General features: G+C 39.4%; 15 protein-coding genes. 9 read left to right on the top strand and 6 right to left on the bottom strand.

The window, feature by feature from the left end; translation table 11 throughout:
• Window positions 1-22 precede the first annotated feature (22 nt).
• A complete protein-coding gene (locus SCSC_RS05095) occupies window positions 23-1,108 on the bottom strand; it encodes a DEAD/DEAH box helicase (protein WP_006270671.1) in 1,086 nt (361 codons plus the stop codon).
• Entirely contained in the window at window positions 1,095-2,084 is a 990-nt protein-coding gene (locus SCSC_RS05090; RefSeq protein WP_006270683.1) for a Gfo/Idh/MocA family protein, read from the bottom strand. Before SCSC_RS05090 ends, SCSC_RS05095 begins: the two co-directional genes overlap by 14 nt.
• A 104-nt stretch (window positions 2,085-2,188) precedes the next feature.
• Here SCSC_RS05090 and udk point away from each other — a divergent pair, with 104 nt between their 5' ends.
• Window positions 2,189-2,824 carry a uridine kinase gene (gene udk, locus SCSC_RS05085; RefSeq protein ID WP_003068781.1) on the top strand — a complete coding sequence of 212 codons (636 nt, stop codon included), beginning with the start codon at window positions 2,189-2,191 and terminating at the stop codon, window positions 2,822-2,824.
• 39 nt (window positions 2,825-2,863) lie between these two features.
• The gene (locus tag SCSC_RS05080; protein WP_006270713.1) at window positions 2,864-3,544 is read left to right on the top strand and encodes a YoaK family protein; all 681 of its coding nucleotides are present in this window, start codon (window positions 2,864-2,866) and stop codon (window positions 3,542-3,544) included.
• 53 nt (window positions 3,545-3,597) lie between these two features.
• On the opposite strand, the gene pepT is transcribed toward SCSC_RS05080, so the two are convergent.
• Together pepT and SCSC_RS05070 are read right to left on the bottom strand one after the other, a co-directional pair.
• A complete protein-coding gene (gene pepT / locus SCSC_RS05075) occupies window positions 3,598-4,821 on the bottom strand; it encodes a peptidase T (protein WP_006270704.1) in 1,224 nt (407 codons plus the stop codon).
• A gap of 136 nt (window positions 4,822-4,957) precedes the next feature.
• Window positions 4,958-5,773 (bottom strand): Cof-type HAD-IIB family hydrolase, encoded by an 816-nt coding sequence (locus SCSC_RS05070; protein ID WP_006270695.1) that lies wholly within the window; start codon window positions 5,771-5,773, stop codon window positions 4,958-4,960.
• A 136-nt stretch (window positions 5,774-5,909) separates the two neighbouring features.
• Between SCSC_RS05070 and lepA the strand changes: the two genes are divergently transcribed.
• Entirely contained in the window at window positions 5,910-7,733 is a 1,824-nt protein-coding gene (lepA, locus tag SCSC_RS05065) for a translation elongation factor 4 (protein ID WP_006270703.1), read from the top strand.
• Between the two features lie 166 nt (window positions 7,734-7,899).
• Here the strand turns inward: lepA and SCSC_RS05060 are convergent, their stop codons facing one another.
• Window positions 7,900-9,426: an IS1182 family transposase gene (locus tag SCSC_RS05060; protein WP_115342907.1), complete on the bottom strand. Its 1,527-nt coding sequence runs from the start codon at window positions 9,424-9,426 to the stop codon at window positions 7,900-7,902.
• 196 nt (window positions 9,427-9,622) lie between these two features.
• On the opposite strand from SCSC_RS05060, the gene SCSC_RS05055 reads away from it, so the two are divergent.
• From SCSC_RS05055 to SCSC_RS05030, 6 genes are all read left to right on the top strand, one after another.
• The gene (locus tag SCSC_RS05055; RefSeq protein WP_006269899.1) at window positions 9,623-10,252 is read left to right on the top strand and encodes a hypothetical protein; all 630 of its coding nucleotides are present in this window, start codon (window positions 9,623-9,625) and stop codon (window positions 10,250-10,252) included.
• Window positions 10,253-10,499: 247 nt separating this feature from the next.
• A complete protein-coding gene (murB, locus tag SCSC_RS05050; protein ID WP_006269901.1) occupies window positions 10,500-11,402 on the top strand; it encodes a UDP-N-acetylmuramate dehydrogenase in 903 nt (300 codons plus the stop codon).
• Between the two features lie 96 nt (window positions 11,403-11,498).
• Window positions 11,499-12,656 (top strand): ABC transporter ATP-binding protein, encoded by a 1,158-nt coding sequence (locus SCSC_RS05045; protein WP_006269898.1) that lies wholly within the window; start codon window positions 11,499-11,501, stop codon window positions 12,654-12,656.
• Complete coding sequence (locus SCSC_RS05040; RefSeq protein WP_006269900.1) at window positions 12,637-13,443, top strand: ABC transporter permease; 807 nt, start codon at window positions 12,637-12,639, stop codon at window positions 13,441-13,443. Before SCSC_RS05045 ends, SCSC_RS05040 begins: the two co-directional genes overlap by 20 nt.
• Entirely contained in the window at window positions 13,440-14,213 is a 774-nt protein-coding gene (locus tag SCSC_RS05035; RefSeq protein ID WP_006269893.1) for an ABC transporter permease, read from the top strand. Before SCSC_RS05040 ends, SCSC_RS05035 begins: the two co-directional genes overlap by 4 nt.
• On the top strand, window positions 14,210-15,280 hold the full coding sequence (locus tag SCSC_RS05030) for an ABC transporter substrate-binding protein (protein WP_006269903.1): 1,071 nt from the start codon (window positions 14,210-14,212) through the stop codon (window positions 15,278-15,280). The genes SCSC_RS05035 and SCSC_RS05030 overlap by 4 nt, the downstream gene beginning before the upstream one ends.
• Before the next feature lie 406 nt (window positions 15,281-15,686).
• Here SCSC_RS05030 and SCSC_RS05025 read toward each other — a convergent pair whose 3' ends face one another.
• A complete protein-coding gene (locus SCSC_RS05025) occupies window positions 15,687-16,109 on the bottom strand; it encodes a DUF6556 family protein (RefSeq protein ID WP_006269904.1) in 423 nt (140 codons plus the stop codon).
• Window positions 16,110-16,115: the final 6 nt, after the last annotated feature.

The following is a 16,115-nucleotide window of genomic DNA, read 5'->3' as shown; positions in this document are numbered from 1 at the left end:
TTTTTAGTTCTAAACCAGTTTTCTATTTCACATAGAGTTCACGATCTTTTAAGATAATTTCTTGGATGTGAGCATATTTTTTAAGTGTTTTTAATTCTTCTGGGTGGCTGATGAATGTAATGACAGATCCTTTTTTGCCCATTCGTCCAGTTCGTCCAGCACGGTGTGTATAGGTTTCAAGATCGCGAGGTAGATCATAGTTGATGACGTACTCAAGAGAATCAATGTCAATTCCTCTAGCTACCAAGTCAGTGGCGAGTAAGAGTGTAAGTTCGTTGTCTTTAAATTGCTCCAAGATAATCTTGCGGAATTTTATGTTGATATCACTAGCCAAGGACACAGCCTGAATATGACGGTATTGCAACTTTTCCTCAGCACTTCCTAAGTCCGAGAGGGCATTGAAAAAGATAAGCGCACGAAATTCTGAAACTTGAGCTAGCTTTCGCAAGCATTCAACTTTGTCGCGCTGTTTAACTTGCATATAAAAATGACGAATATTATCAAGTTGTTGATTTTCTGTTTTGATTTGGATTGTATTTTCAACAATTTTATCCTGCTCAAATTTAGCAGTAGCACTCATATAAATCAATTGATGTTCACGAGGTACATAGTGAATAATTTTGTCAACAAAGTGATATTGTGAATCACTAAGCAATTGATCAAATTCATCCAGAATGATTGTATCGACAGTCATCATTTTGATTTTTTTTAGTTTAATCAGTTCAAAAATGCGTCCTGGCGTCCCGATGAGAATTTCAGGGCCTTTTTTTAACCGTTCAATTTGTCGTTTTTGGCTGGAGCCAGATAGAAAGAGCTGAGCTGTTAAGCCAAGTAGTTCAGCCCATGTTTTGGTGACGTCGAAAATTTGTCCAGCTAGCTCAGTATTGGGAGCCAAGATAAGTAATTGCTGGGATTTCTTAGGCTTTAGTTTTAGAAGACTAGGAAAAAGGTAGGCAAGTGTTTTTCCAGTTCCGGTAGGGCTTATTCCAAGGACATTTTCACCCTCTGTAATAGGTTGAAAGAGTTGTTCTTGAATGGGAGTTAAATACTCAAAGCCAAGTTTGGTAAGTTGGTCTTGCCAACTTTGAGGGAAATTAGTTGTTGTCATGATCAGCCTCAAATCTAATACCAGCATCTTGTCGCATGCTAAACAGAGTTTTATGCACGGCAGCAGCAGCGTCTAGCCAGTTTTGGTAAATTTCTTGTTTTATCTCACCGCTCAATACTTGAGCGAATCGTTTGGCTTCTTCTGCCATGGTGTGAGAAGAGCGCACAATTTCAAGAGTCTTTTTCTCTTTATTTAAATCTTGAAAAACAGCCGAAGTAATGAATTCAATCGAATTTAAGGTCAGTGTACCGTCTGTTGTATAAATTTCAGCAGGGAAAAAACTATTGATATTTTTTCCGGTTTGGATAGTCACTTGAAATTCTGGATAGATTAAGCTTCCTACTCCATTTAGATCGACAGTACTTGGTAATTGCTGAGCGGTGTAATAGGCATTTTCTGGTGCTCCAAAAAGTCGTATGGCTGCATAGACAGGATAAATGCCTAAGTCCATTAGAGCACCGCCTGAAAACTTAGCAGAAAAGACGTTTGGCTCTTGTCCAGCTAACAGAGCTGGCATTTTGGAAGAATACTTCGCATAGGTGAAATGTGCCCCAAGAATCGTTTTGTTTTTGAGAAAATCTGAAATGACATCAAATGATTGCTCATGATAGTTACGAGCTGCTTCAAAAATGTATACATGCTGTTCTTGAGCTAATGTTACCAATTCAGCCCATTCTTCTGGGCGTGAGACAGCAGGTTTTTCTACAATTACATGTTTGCTTGCTGAAATAGCAGCTTTTGCTTGTGGGAAATGCAGAGAATTAGGGCTTGCAATATAGACAATGTCTATATCATTAGTTAAAAAATTAGCCATATCTGTGTAGCAATCTACATTTTTGTAATAACTGGCAAATGCTTGAGCAGCATGTATCGTCCGTGAATATACCGCAGTCAGTTGATAGTCTTTTGTCGAATGAGCAGCCTTGACAAATTGGTGAACAATGTCTCCAGTTCCAATCGTTCCGAGTTTTAACATCGTTTTCTCCTTATTTTTTATTTTGTCATTTATTTTGATTTACCTCTTTCATTATATCATGATTTGTTGTAAAATAGATAAGATGATAAAAAATGGAGTGAATAATGCAAAATAGACCGATTATTATTGGCGTGACTGGTGGATCTGGTGGTGGTAAGACGAGTGTTTCGAGAGCTATTCTATCAAATTTTCCAAATGAAAAGATTGCTATGATTGAGCATGATTCTTATTATAAGGACCAATCTCATTTGACATTTGAAGAACGAATCAAAACCAACTATGACCATCCTTTTGCTTTTGATACAGATTTGATGATTGCGCAAATCAAGGAGTTGTTGGCAGGGCGTCCAGTAGATATTCCGACTTATGATTATACAGCTCATACGCGTAGTGATAGAACGTATCGTCAAGATCCGCAAGATGTCTTCATTGTAGAAGGGATTCTGGTTTTAGAGGACAAACGCTTACGTGATTTAATGGACATTAAGATTTTTGTGGATACAGATGATGATGTTCGGATCATTCGCAGGATTAAGCGAGATATGGATGAACGTGGTCGTAGTTTAGATAGTGTCATTGAGCAATATTTAGGTGTGGTAAAGCCTATGTATCATCAATTTATCGAGCCTACCAAGCGCTATGCGGATGTAATTATTCCAGAAGGAGCTTCTAACACAGTGGCGATTGATCTGATTACAACGAAAATTGAAAAAATCTTGCAGGAAGCAAGAGAGTCATAGAAAGGAAGTCTAGTGAGGAAGTGCTAGACTTTTTAGATAATGATGATAAAAAGTATAAAAAGGAAAAGGAAGTTTCATTCGCGCTCGAAATTTTTTGCCTGTCTGCTGACTTTTTGTGCGGGATTTATTGACGCTTATACATTTATTGAAAGAGGCGGGACATTGGTTGCGGGTCAAACAGGAAACGTTGTGTTCTTGTCAGTTGAGTTGATTCATCATGAGACAGGAGAAATAGAAGTGAAGTTGGCAACGATGCTGGCTTTTATGTTAGGCATTTTTGTGTTAACCATTTTCAAAAATAGCTTTGAAAATTCTTTATGGCGCTTGTCCAGCATTCTCCCACTGATTTTGTTTTGTGGGCTTACAGGATTTCTACCAGCAACCGTGTCTAATCTTTTCATTGTTCCGCCGATTGGTTTTTGTATGGGGTTGGTGGCAACGGCTTTTGGTGAAGTGGATGGCATTGTCTACAATAATTCCTTTATGACGGGCAATATCAAAAAAACAATGGTAGCTTTTGGTACTTATGTGCGTACAAAAGAAAAAACTTGCTTAACGGAAGGCATTTTCTTCGTGGCTTTATTAGGAAGTTTTGTGATAGGAGCGATTATTTCTACTTATTTGATACAATTTTATTTGTTGAAAACAATCTGGCTCGTGGCTATTATTTTGCTAGCATTTTTGAACTTTAGAATGGTGCAATACATTCGCAGAAGATAAAAAACTTTAGCTCTACATAATGAGAGCTAAAGTTTTTTCTATTTGACTGGGAGCTACTCGTCTCTGTAGGAAACAATACCAATAATAGTATCAACGGCACGTTCCATTGTTTGCAGACTGACGTATTCAAAGCGTCCATGCATGTTTTCGCCGCCGGCAAAGATATTTGGTGTCGGAATACCCATAAAGGAAATCTTTGAGCCGTCTGTTCCGCCACGAATAGGATCGATAATCGGTTTGATGTCAAGTTTTTCCATAACAGCCTTTGCAATATTGATAGGTGTCATGTCTTTTTCAATGACTTGGCGCATATTGTAGTATTGATCTTTCAGTTCTAAATGAACCCGTTCACCATGTTTTTCATTCATCTTATTAGTAATGGAGCGCATGAGTTCTTTGCGTTTTTCAAAGGTTACTGCATCAAAGTCACGAATGATATAACTTGCTTTTGCTTCCTCAACAGTTCCTTCTACATTCATAAGATGATAGAAGCCTTCGTAGCCATCTGTTAGTTCAGGGCGGTCACTATTTGGTAATTGATTATGAAAGTCAATAGCTAATTGCAGAGCATTGATCATTTGTCCTTTTGCTGTTCCGGGATGGACATTGCGTCCTTGGAAAGTGATTTCTGCACTAGCTGCAGAGAAAGTTTCAAATTGAAGTTCTCCGAGAGGTCCACCGTCAACCGTATAAGCGAAATCTACATCGAAATCTATCGCATCAAACTTGTCAGCTCCGATACCAATTTCTTCATCTGGACCAAAACCAACTCGAATTTCGCCGTGTTTGATTTCTGGGTGACCTGCTAGATATTCAATTGCTGTCATAATTTCAGCAATACCTGATTTATCATCAGATCCAAGAAGAGTCGTTCCATCGGTTGTAATTAAGGTTTGTCCTTTGTATTTTTTCAAACTAGCAAAATCAGCAGGGTCAAGATTAAAACCAGACTGCCCAAGCGGAATCACTTCACCATTATAATTTTCAATAATTTGTGGATTGACACCTTCTGCGTTGAAATCTGCGGTGTCCATGTGAGAAATGAGACCGATTTTGCGCGTGAAACTTGGGTCATTTGCAGGAAGAGTACCGATGGCGTAGCCGTTAGGTAAGTAGTAGACATTTTCCAAGCCGACCCGCTTCATCTCAGGGATAAGGATATTAGTCGCAAAGTCCACCTGACTCTGGGTGCTAGGAGTAGTAGTGGAGGTCTCGTCTGAGCGTGTATTGACTTTAACATAAGTCAGAAAACGGTTTAAAAGATTAGGGTATTTCATAAGCTCTCCTTTTTGCATAGATGTAACTAGTGTATCATATTTTGGGAGGGAAGGCTATGTACGAATAATGAAAGTCGGATGACAATATATTTTAATAAAAATCATGAACTTGAAAGGAAGCTCATGATTCATTCTATCAGTTATTAAAAATAAATTTTTCAATAGCTGTGGCGACACCGTTCTCATCATTGGTATCTGTCACATAATTGGCTAGTTTTTTAACATAGTCGCTAGAATTGCCCATAGCCACGCCAAGACCTGCAAATTGGATCATTTCAATGTCGTTGTTAGCATCACCAAGTGCCATAATTTCTTGAGGTTTAATCTCTAAATGTTGAGCTAATTGCTTAAGAGCTGTTGCTTTAGTAGTGCCCTTTGGCATGGCTTCGTAAATGACCGGTTGTGAGCGAACACCGCTGAAACGTTGAGAAATCTGCGGACCAAATTGTTTTTCAAAGGTATCTAACTCATCAGGCTGGGCTAAAAACATAGCTTGAAATATAATATTTTTACCGCTGATAGCTTCTTCGAGACTGATTTCTGTTGGGGTTGTAAAGACAAGGCTAGCGTCATAGGTGACTAGGTCGGTTGGCTCTTCGTCAACTACTAAATAGCGTTCTTCGTCAAAAAGAGTTAGTTGGGCAGGAGTTTGCTTGGCGATTCTATCCAGATAAAGCATATCCTCCGAACTTAGCTCTTTCCAATCAACAAGCTTCCAATCCTTTGTTTGATGAGTGGAGCAGCCGTTATTGATAATGACATATTCATTATCTCCACTCAGTCCTAATTGTTCATAATAAGGTTTCACTCCGACTAGAGGGCGGCCTGTACAAAGAACCAGCTTTACTCCATGTTCGACAGCTTGATGAATGGCTTGAATATGTGCTTGGGGAATTTCTTTTTGACTATTTAAAAGCGTACCGTCCATGTCTAATGCGATTAGTTTAATCATAGCATTCTCGTTTCTGTAAATGTATTTATTTTTATTATAGCACAAATGAAACGGAATATGGCATGCCTTTTCAAGACTGGTAAAAGTCACCTTTCTTATGTTATAATAAATAGAATACCCGAAAAGGAAGAGAAAAATGAATGTAGATGAATTAAAAAAGCGGCAGGAGCGGATTCGGAATTTCTCCATCATTGCTCACATTGACCACGGTAAGTCAACCTTGGCAGATCGAATTTTGGAAGCAACGGATACTGTATCCAGCCGAGAAATGCAGGCTCAACTCTTGGACAGCATGGACTTGGAGCGGGAGCGCGGTATCACCATCAAGCTCAATGCTATCGAGCTCAATTATACCGCCAAGGACGGGGAGACCTATATCTTCCACTTGATTGACACGCCGGGACACGTGGACTTTACTTATGAGGTATCACGGTCATTGGCAGCCTGTGAAGGGGCTATTCTGGTGGTCGATGCAGCACAAGGTATTGAAGCACAAACTTTAGCCAATGTTTATCTTGCCTTAGATAATGATTTGGAAATCTTACCAGTTATCAATAAAATTGACCTTCCAGCTGCTGATCCAGAGCGAGTTCGAACAGAGATTGAAGATGTCATTGGTTTGGATGCAAGCGAAGCTGTGTTGGCTTCGGCTAAAGCTGGTATTGGGATTGAAGAAATCTTGGAGCAAATCGTGGAGAAAGTTCCTGCACCGACAGGCAATGTGGCAGCGCCGCTCAAGGCTCTCATTTTTGATTCGGTTTACGATGCCTATCGTGGGGTAATCCTGCAAGTACGGGTTATGGACGGTGTGGTCAAGCCAGGAGATACCATTCAGTTGATGAGTAATGGCAAGACTTTTGATGTAACTGAAGTGGGTATTTTTACTCCAAAAGCTGTTGGACGAGATTTTCTTGCAACAGGGGATGTTGGTTATATTGCAGCTTCTATTAAGACTGTTCAAGATACTCGGGTTGGTGACACAGTGACTTTGGCGGATTATTCAGCAGATGAACCGCTTCATGGCTACAAGCAGATGAACCCGATGGTTTTTGCCGGTCTCTACCCAATTGAGTCCAATAAGTACAATGACTTACGTGAGGCTCTGGAAAAGCTTCAGCTAAATGATGCCAGTTTGCAGTTTGAACCAGAGACATCTCAAGCACTAGGTTTTGGTTTCCGTTGTGGTTTTTTAGGCTTGCTGCACATGGATGTCATTCAGGAGCGCTTGGAGCGCGAGTTTAATATTGATCTGATTATGACAGCACCTTCTGTTATTTATAAGGTCAATATGACAGATGGTGCCTCGCTTGATGTGTCCAATCCGAGCGAGTTTCCGGATCCGACTAAGATTGATTCCATTGAAGAGCCTTATGTCAAGGCGCAGATTATGGTGCCGCAGGAGTTTGTTGGAGCGGTGATGGAATTAGCTCAGCGCAAGCGTGGTGATTTTGTTACTATGGACTATATTGATGAAAATCGGGTCAATGTCATCTATCAAATCCCGCTGGCGGAAATCGTCTTTGACTTCTTTGACAAGCTCAAGTCCTCTACTCGTGGCTATGCTAGTTTTGACTATGAAATTTCAGAATATCGCAAGTCTAATCTTGTCAAGATGGATATTCTCCTCAATGGTGACAAGGTTGATGCTCTCAGCTTTATTGTTCACAAGGAATTTGCTTATGAACGTGGGAAATTGATTGTCGAAAAATTAAAGAAAATTATCCCACGCCAGCAATTTGAAGTGCCAATTCAAGCCGCTATCGGACAGAAAATCGTGGCTCGGACAGACATCAAGGCTCTGCGTAAAAATGTCTTGGCTAAGTGTTATGGTGGTGACGTTTCCCGGAAGCGCAAACTCCTAGAAAAACAAAAAGCCGGTAAAAAACGGATGAAAGCTATCGGATCTGTCGAAGTTCCACAAGAAGCCTTCCTCAGCGTTCTCAGCATGGATGATGAATAATTTTTTAACAAAGTGCGTAAGAAGCTGATACAAAAGTTTTCGGATTTAAAGTTGGCTGTGTAAGAAATGAAGAGAACAGTGGTAGTTTGAGTCTTTCAGAGTCTGAGACAAAATAGTTCTCAGTCACAAAAAAGCTAGAGATTCCCAATTATGGAACTCTAGCTTTTTAAGTTTGAGTCGTTCTCTTATTGTATTTAAGGAGATTATTGGCCATGAGCACTAAACCCATGTCAATTTTCACCTGACGCTTGCCTCTTAGGTTACATCTCTTGTAACCCAAATAAGCCTTTATCTGCCCAAAGACAGGTTCCACATCAATCTTACGTTGATTGAAAATCTGTCTACCTTCGGGAGAGAAAAGCGCTTGGCATTCTTTAGCTTTTAAGTGTTGATAACGTTCGTTGATATATAGTCCCTTTTGAGGGGCTGATTTAGGTTCATCAGCGTAGTAAACCTTGATTTCCTGTTGAAAGTCCGTCTGTGTTTTCTGATGTTTGATATGATGAAAACGATAGCACCAGCCATCAGGATGAGTGTAGCTATCCTCCTTGTCATCATAGTACCAATTCGCTAAGTTTCTAGCCGACTGTTTATACCCTTTCTTCTGTTCCTGATCAAACATGGCATATTTAATCAGATGGTTCACCTCATTTTCATCTAAACGAAGGAGGTTCTCTTCACTTCCATAGCCGGCATCTGCGACAACGGTCTTCAAGTCATGTGGATAAGTTTCAAGGAATGGCAGGAGAGTCTTGGTATCTGTCGGATTTGAGAAGACATCATAATGAAGAACAAATTGATTTTCAGTAGCGATTTGAAGATTGTAAGCAGCCTTGAGTTGACCATTCTTCATGTGGTCTTCTTTCATCCGCATAAAAGTGGCATCTGTATCTGTTTTGGAAAAGCTGTTACGCCCTTCAAATGTCTCTTGGTAGCCTTCATATTTTTCAGCACGTACTGAAAAATCATCCTTGACTTTACGCAGGACTTTCTTGAGTTTCCGACGTTGAGTTTTACGTTCATCCTTTCCTTTAACGGGTGTCTCCTCAATGTCTTGGTTCAGTTTTTCCAATTCTTCTTCGAGGACTTGAGCGAATTCAATCAACTGCTCTGAAGCAATCGGTTCTTCTTCGTCCAGCCTAATGGCCTGATGGATAAGGGGAGTGATTTCTTCTTGAAAATAGACCTGTATCTGTTCTTGAAGTTTGACGGAAAACTTGTCTGTGGCCTTTTTCCACACGAAACTATACTTGTTAGCGTTGGCTTCAATCTTAGTCCCGTCAATAAACAGACAATCTAAGGTCACTAACTCTTCCATTTTTAAACGAAGATTGAGGTCAATGAAAAGATCACGAATGAGGTCTTCCATCCCTTTAGCGACTCGAAATCGATTGATAGTGCGGTAGCTGACAACCAACTGTCCTGTTAGGTACTGCATAGCCAGATTTTCAATCATCATTTTTTCGATTTTTCGTCCAGAGAAAATCCCTTGCGAGTAGGCAAATAGTAGAGCGGCTAAAAGCATTTTAGGGTGATAAGACGGGCGACCAAAGTTATGATAGAACGTGTGGAAGTGACGATCCTCCAAGGCATTCACCACTTTTTCAATAGTAAAGACGAGATGGTCTTGTGGCAAGAAAGAACTGATTTCTAGTGGTAAAGTTGTTTGATTTGTGTTATAGTGAATATGCATGGGATAGCCTTTCTAAATGGTTTATTGGGCAATTCTATTTTACCAAGACTATCGCAACCATGCAAAAAGCAACGGCAAATCCGTTGCTTTTTTTGTAGCAAAGGGACTATTGTCCCAGACTCATTTTAAATAATACAAATAACGCTTTCCTGCTACTAAAAAATATGCTAAAATAAAGCAAGGAGGAGATGTCGTTATGAATCATAAAAAGAAATATCCTCTTTTATTTTTAGTCATTTTAGTTAGTGTTGGTCTTGGAGCATGTAATTCAAGTGGAAACAGCAAATCAAAATCATCAAGCCAAATTTCGTCTTCAAGCAAAGTATCAGAAAAAGCAAATGGTAGTTTGAGTTCGTCAGCTACTAAGAAAAACGATGTGAAGACGGAAGAAACACAACGTGTAGGCTCGGATGATTATGGCTATATTGACATTCCAAAAAATTGGTTGAAATTTAGGGATGTCGATGGTGGTGACAGTATTCAGTATACGGATGGTTCTGGCTACAATATTGTAACTATGAATGCTTACACGAAAGAAAAAGCTAAGATTCAAGAAAGAGAAGAGTTTACAGCTCAGACAATTGCCAATCGTATTTATTATAATTGGCAAAACAATAAAAATGTAAATAGGGTTTGGGGCTCAAAAGGAGCGGTTGCAGGTAACGAAGCCTATCAAGTAAATGTTATCATGAAATCAGGGCAGTATCTGGTTAGTTGGATTTTCAAAAAGGACGAGAAAGTTTATCTTATTGCACTTGAAGGCAATCGAGAAACTCTAATAAAGCTTCCTCCTTATATTGAAAAGACATGGAGTTTACGTAAATAGAAAGTTTAAAGAGAACTTTAAGAACTGAGAGAATGTGATATTCAAACTTAAATTGAAAAGAGTGAGAAGAAGTTGGTTTCTATGCAATGACAGCTTCCCCGCTCTTTTTTCGTAGCTCATATAAATCACGAATAAGATCGTACAAGCATTTTTCGGATTTGTAAGGGAAATATTTTTCTTTATTCTATCGTAAATGTGCCCTAAATTTGATATAATAGATTGAATTTTGTTTAAGAGAGAAATGAAAATGTCAACTTTAGAAACGTTAAAATCTGAATTGAACGGAATTGATATCCGTTTTGATGAACCTTTAAAACAATATACTTACACAAAAGTAGGTGGAGCTGCCGATTATCTGGTTTTTCCGCGAAATCGTTATGAATTAGCACGAGTGGTGAAATTTGCTAATCGGGAGCAGATTCCTTGGATGGTACTAGGGAATGCTAGCAATATCATCGTTCGCGACGGTGGTATTCGCGGTTTTGTTATTATGTTTGATAAGTTAAACGGTGTTGCAGTAGACGGCTACACCATTGAAGCAGAAGCAGGTGCCAATCTGATTGAGACGACCCATGTTGCGCTTTATCACAGTCTGACAGGTTTTGAGTTTGCTTGCGGGATTCCAGGGAGTATTGGCGGAGCTGTCTTTATGAATGCTGGTGCTTATGGTGGTGAAATTTCGCATATTTTACTTTCTTGTAAGGTGCTGACACGAGATGGAGAAATCAAAAATATCAGTGCTCAAGACATGAAATTTGGCTATCGCCGTTCTTACGTTCAACAGACAGGCGATGTGGTAATCTCTGCCAAGTTTGCCTTAGCACCAGGAATGCACCGTGTGATTCGTCAAGAAATGGAACGTTTGACCCACCTTCGTCAATTGAAGCAGCCTTTAGAGTATCCTTCTTGTGGCTCTGTTTTTAAACGTCCGGTGGGGCATTTCGCAGGGCAATTGATTAGTGAAGCAAATTTAAAAGGGCACCGCATTGGTGGGGTAGAAGTTTCGACAAAGCATGCAGGTTTTATGGTCAATGTTGATAATGGAACAGCAGCTGATTATGAAAATTTGATTGCACATGTGATTGAGACAGTCAAAGCTCATTCAGGTGTGACTTTGGAAAGAGAAGTCCGAATTATTGGCGAGAAGTGATAATATCTTGGTATTTTTCGATGACATTCTCCAAGAAAATCAGTCAGGACAAGACTTTAATTTGTCAATCTATGAAAAAGAAGGAATTTATGGCAATTGAACAAACCAATAATTGAATTTAAAAACGTATCAAAAGTTTTTGAAGATAATAATACAGTCGTCTTAAAAGACATCAATTTTGAATTAGAAGAAGGGAAGTTTTACACTCTTTTAGGTGCTTCTGGATCAGGAAAATCAACCATTCTAAATATCATCGCTGGCTTGTTGGATGCGTCCAGCGGTGATGTTTTTCTTGACGGCGTCCGAATCAACGATATTCCAACCAACAAACGTGATGTGCATACGGTGTTTCAGTCCTATGCCCTTTTTCCGCACATGACTGTTTTTGAAAATGTGGCATTTCCGTTGCGTTTGCGTAAAGTTGAAAAACAGGAAATAGAGCGACGAGTTGCAGAAGTCCTGAAAATGGTGCGTTTGGATGGTTTTGAGAAACGCTCTATTCGCAAATTGTCCGGTGGACAACGCCAACGAGTGGCTATTGCGCGTGCTATTGTCAATGAACCGCGGGTTGTTTTGCTGGATGAGCCTTTATCTGCACTGGATTTGAAGTTGCGAACAGACATGCAGTATGAATTACGTGAATTGCAGCAGCGTCTAGGGATTACTTTTGTCTTTGTCACCCACGACCAAGAAGAAGCTCTGGCCATGAGTGACTGGATTTTTGTTATGAATGAGGGAGAGATTGTCCAGTCGGGAACACCTGTTGATATATATGACGAACCTATTAATCACTTTGTAGCGACCTTTATCGGCGAATCTAATATTCTTCCAGGAAAGATGATTGAGGACTATTTGGTTGAATTTAATGGCAAGCGATTTGAAGCTGTCGACGGAGGAATGCGTCCTAATGAGCAGGTGGAAGTCGTCATTCGTCCAGAAGATTTGCGGATTACACTTCCGGAAGAAGGAAAACTGCAAGTTAAGGTTGATACGCAGCTTTTCCGTGGCGTGCATTATGAGATTATCGCTTATGATGAATTGGGCAATGAATGGATGATTCATTCGACTCGCAAGGCCATTGTCGGAGAAGAGATCGGACTGCAGTTTGAACCAGAAGATATTCATATCATGCGGCTTAATGAAACAGAGGAAGAGTTTGATGCTCGGATTGAAGAATATGTCGAAATGGAAGAGCAGGAAGCAGGCTTAATCAATGCTATTGAGGAGGAGCGCGATGAAGAAAACAACCTCTAATCTTTTTGTTGCTCCTTATATTCTTTGGGTTCTATTGTTTGTATTAGCGCCTGTTGCCATGATTGTTTGGCAGTCGTTTTTCAATATCGAAGGTCACTTTACTCTTGAAAATTATAAGACTTACTTCGCTTCGCAAAATCTGACTTATCTCAAAATGAGTTTAAACTCTGTTTTATATGCGGGGATTATCACAGTTGTCACTTTAGTAATCAGTTATCCAACTGCATTTTTATTGACACAATTAAAGCATAGACAGCTTTGGTTGATGCTCATTATTTTGCCAACATGGGTCAATCTACTTCTCAAAGCTTACGCTTTTATCGGGATTTTTGGACAAAATGGTTCGGTCAATCAGTTTTTAAGTTTTATCGGGATTGGTCCTCAGCAAATCCTGTTTACAGATTTCTCTTTTATTTTTGTAGCCAGTTATATTGAGCTGCCCTTTATGATATTGCCGATTTTTAATGTTTTAGAGGACATGGATCAAAATCTGATCAATGCCAGCTATGACCTTGGTGCCAATCGTTGGGAAACTTTCCGTCGTGTTGTTTTCCCTCTATCTATGAATGGCGTGAGAAGTGGTGTGCAGTCAGTCTTTATCCCTAGTCTCAGTCTTTTTATGCTGACGCGTTTGATCGGTGGCAATCGCGTTATTACGCTAGGTACAGCCATTGAGCAGCATTTTCTGACTACACAAAATTGGGGAATGGGCTCAACCATTGGTGTTGTCTTGATTGTAGCCATGCTCGTTATCATGTGGGCAACGAAAGAAGGGGGAGAGCGATGAAAAAAACTGCTAGTATTTATTTAACAGTCATCTTCTTAATTCTTTATTTGCCGATTTTTTATTTGATTGGCTATGCGTTCAATGCTGGCGATGATATGAACAAGTTTACAGGCTTTAGTCTGACGCATTTTCAAAATATGTTCAGTGATACTCGCTTGATGCTCATTTTAGCGCAGACCTTTTTCTTAGCATTTCTATCTTCTTTGATTGCAACAGCAATCGGAACGTTTGGTGCCATTTATATTTATCAAGCTAAAAAGAAATACCAAGATGCCTTTTTATCGGTTAATAATATCCTTATGGTAGCGCCAGATGTCATGATTGGGGCTAGTTTCTTAATTCTTTTTACAACTATCAAATTTCAATTAGGTTTTCTATCAGTCTTAGCCAGTCATATTGCTTTTTCAATTCCTATCGTAGTCTTGATGATATTGCCACGGTTAAAAGAGATGAATGATGACATGATTAAGGCGGCCTATGATTTAGGAGCAAGCCAAGTTCAGATGCTCAAGGAAATCATGCTGCCTTATCTGACACCAGCTATCATTGCCGGTTACTTTATGGCTTTCACCTACTCTCTAGATGACTTTGCTGTGACGTTCTTTGTGACAGGAAATGGTTTTTCAACCTTGTCGGTTGAGATTTACTCGCGTGCTCGTCAAGGAATTTCTCTAGAAATCAATGCTCTCTCTGCTTTGGTATTTCTTTTCAGTATTCTTTTGGTGATTGGTTATTATTTTATTTCTCGTGAGAAGGAGGATGCGGCATGAAAAAGCTTTATTCATTTTTAATGGGCATTGTTGCTATTATCCTTATCCTCTGGGGCTTGAGCCATCACATTGAAAGTCGGACAAAAATCGGTTCTGGTGACAAATTAGTCATCTATAATTGGGGAGATTACATTGATCCAGAATTATTGACGAAATTTACAAAAGAAACCGGTATCCAAGTTCAATATGAAACCTTTGATTCTAACGAATCCATGTACACGAAGATTAAGCAGGGCGGGACAACCTATGATATTGCTATTCCCAGTGAATACATGATTTCAAAAATGATGTCGGAACACTTACTAGAAAAGTTGGATCATTCTCAGATTAAAGGCTTAGAAAATATTGGAAAACGATTTTTAAATCAATCATTTGATCCCCGCAATCAATACTCTATTCCATACTTTTGGGGAACGCTAGGCATTGTTTACAACACGGAATTGGTCAAAACAGCACCTAAGCATTGGAGTGACTTGTGGCGACCTGAGTATAAAAACTCTATCATGATGATTGATGGAGCGCGTGAAGTAATGGGCGTTGGATTGAATGCATTAGGATATAGCTTAAATTCAAAGAATACCAAGCAATTGCAAGAGGCGGTTGATAAGCTCTATACGTTAACACCAAACATCAAAGCTATTGTTGCTGATGAGATGAAAGGCTATATGATTCAAAATAATGCTGCTATTGGTGTTAGTTTCTCTGGAGAGGCGCGGCAGATGCTGGATAAAAATCCGAAATTGCGTTATGTCGTACCGCCAGAAGCTAGCAATCTTTGGTTTGATAATATTGTCATTCCTAAGACGGTCAAAAATAAAAAGGCTGCCTATCAATTCATTAACTTTATGTTAAAACCTGAAAATGCCTATAAAAATGCCTTGTATGTTGGTTATTCTACCCCGAATGTACTAGCCAAAGCAATGCTTCCTAAAGAAGTGCAGGAAGATAGAGCCTTTTATCCAGATGAAGAAACGATGAAGCATTTGGAAGTCTATCAGCAATTAGGGGCGAAATGGCTGGGAATTTACAATGATTTATATCTTCAGGTGAAAATGTATCGGAAATGATACTCTGTAAAAATCTTTTCAAACTTCGTTAGCTTTGACAGCCCGAGAACTATGAAAGGTTGCAGATAAAGTGAATGCAGTGAGTGCTTTCTTAACAATCTAGGGAATTGTGAAAGGTGGCGATAAAAAACGAAGTTTTCGTCAGAAGTACTCTTTCGAGATAGACAAGCGAATCGTCTTGATACTTACTTCGCAAGTTCTATCCGCTACTCAAAGCTGTACTGTTGACACATCCTCACGGACGTTTCATCTCCAATCTCAAAAGCTCTACGGGAACTTTCGATTTATCTACGACTTGTCTTAGTTTGTTTTGTGATTTTCATTGAGTATAAAATTAGATATAAAAAACGGAAGTTGAACAACTATCGGACATTGGTCTGATGAGTAGTCTTGCTTCCGTTATTTTTTAATTGCTAGAGCTTGATGATGTTGTATCCTTATCAGCACTGTCGTTACTTGTTTGGCTAGAGCTAGTATCGCTTGATGTATTGCTAGACTGCGTAGTGTTAGAGCTAGCGCTACTTGTTTCTGTTTCGCCTTGACTAGTAGCAGTTGTGTTGTTAGAGCTAGGGGCCTCAGTCGTTGTTTCTTTCTGAATTTCTTTGATAATGGTTGTTTGTGTCGTCTGACTAGTTTTTGTTTTGTTATCAGATTTATTGTTATTCATGAAAGTCATGATGGTAATCGTTGCAGTGATAATCCCAAGGATACTCCCAATCGTAGCAAGGGTCTTCTGAAAAGCTGAGAGACCTTTTTTGATATGATGACGAGTAGGTGTTTTTTCTTCTTTAGTAGTTGAAGTTTTATTTTTTCGAGAATAATTTTCCATTGTCAG

Origin of the sequence: Streptococcus constellatus subsp. constellatus (genome assembly GCF_023167545.1) — a bacterium.
Classification (GTDB): domain Bacteria; phylum Bacillota; class Bacilli; order Lactobacillales; family Streptococcaceae; genus Streptococcus; species Streptococcus constellatus.
This window is presented reverse-complemented; position numbering and strand designations above follow the sequence as displayed.

Coding starts and splice junctions, on each gene's coding strand:
- SCSC_RS05090 (WP_006270683.1), bottom strand. CDS start 2,084: ATGTTAAAACTCGGAACGATTGGAACTGGAGACATTGTTCACCAATTT.
- SCSC_RS05080 (WP_006270713.1), top strand. CDS start 2,864: ATGATGATAAAAAGTATAAAAAGGAAAAGGAAGTTTCATTCGCGCTCG.
- SCSC_RS05070 (WP_006270695.1), bottom strand. CDS start 5,773: ATGATTAAACTAATCGCATTAGACATGGACGGTACGCTTTTAAATAGT.
- pepT (WP_006270704.1), bottom strand. CDS start 4,821: ATGAAATACCCTAATCTTTTAAACCGTTTTCTGACTTATGTTAAAGTC.
- lepA (WP_006270703.1), top strand. CDS start 5,910: ATGAATGTAGATGAATTAAAAAAGCGGCAGGAGCGGATTCGGAATTTC.
- SCSC_RS05055 (WP_006269899.1), top strand. CDS start 9,623: ATGAATCATAAAAAGAAATATCCTCTTTTATTTTTAGTCATTTTAGTT.
- SCSC_RS05025 (WP_006269904.1), bottom strand. CDS start 16,109: ATGGAAAATTATTCTCGAAAAAATAAAACTTCAACTACTAAAGAAGAA.
- SCSC_RS05035 (WP_006269893.1), top strand. CDS start 13,440: ATGAAAAAAACTGCTAGTATTTATTTAACAGTCATCTTCTTAATTCTT.
- SCSC_RS05060 (WP_115342907.1), bottom strand. CDS start 9,426: ATGCATATTCACTATAACACAAATCAAACAACTTTACCACTAGAAATC.
- SCSC_RS05095 (WP_006270671.1), bottom strand. CDS start 1,108: ATGACAACAACTAATTTCCCTCAAAGTTGGCAAGACCAACTTACCAAA.
- murB (WP_006269901.1), top strand. CDS start 10,500: ATGTCAACTTTAGAAACGTTAAAATCTGAATTGAACGGAATTGATATC.
- SCSC_RS05040 (WP_006269900.1), top strand. CDS start 12,637: ATGAAGAAAACAACCTCTAATCTTTTTGTTGCTCCTTATATTCTTTGG.
- SCSC_RS05030 (WP_006269903.1), top strand. CDS start 14,210: ATGAAAAAGCTTTATTCATTTTTAATGGGCATTGTTGCTATTATCCTT.
- udk (WP_003068781.1), top strand. CDS start 2,189: ATGCAAAATAGACCGATTATTATTGGCGTGACTGGTGGATCTGGTGGT.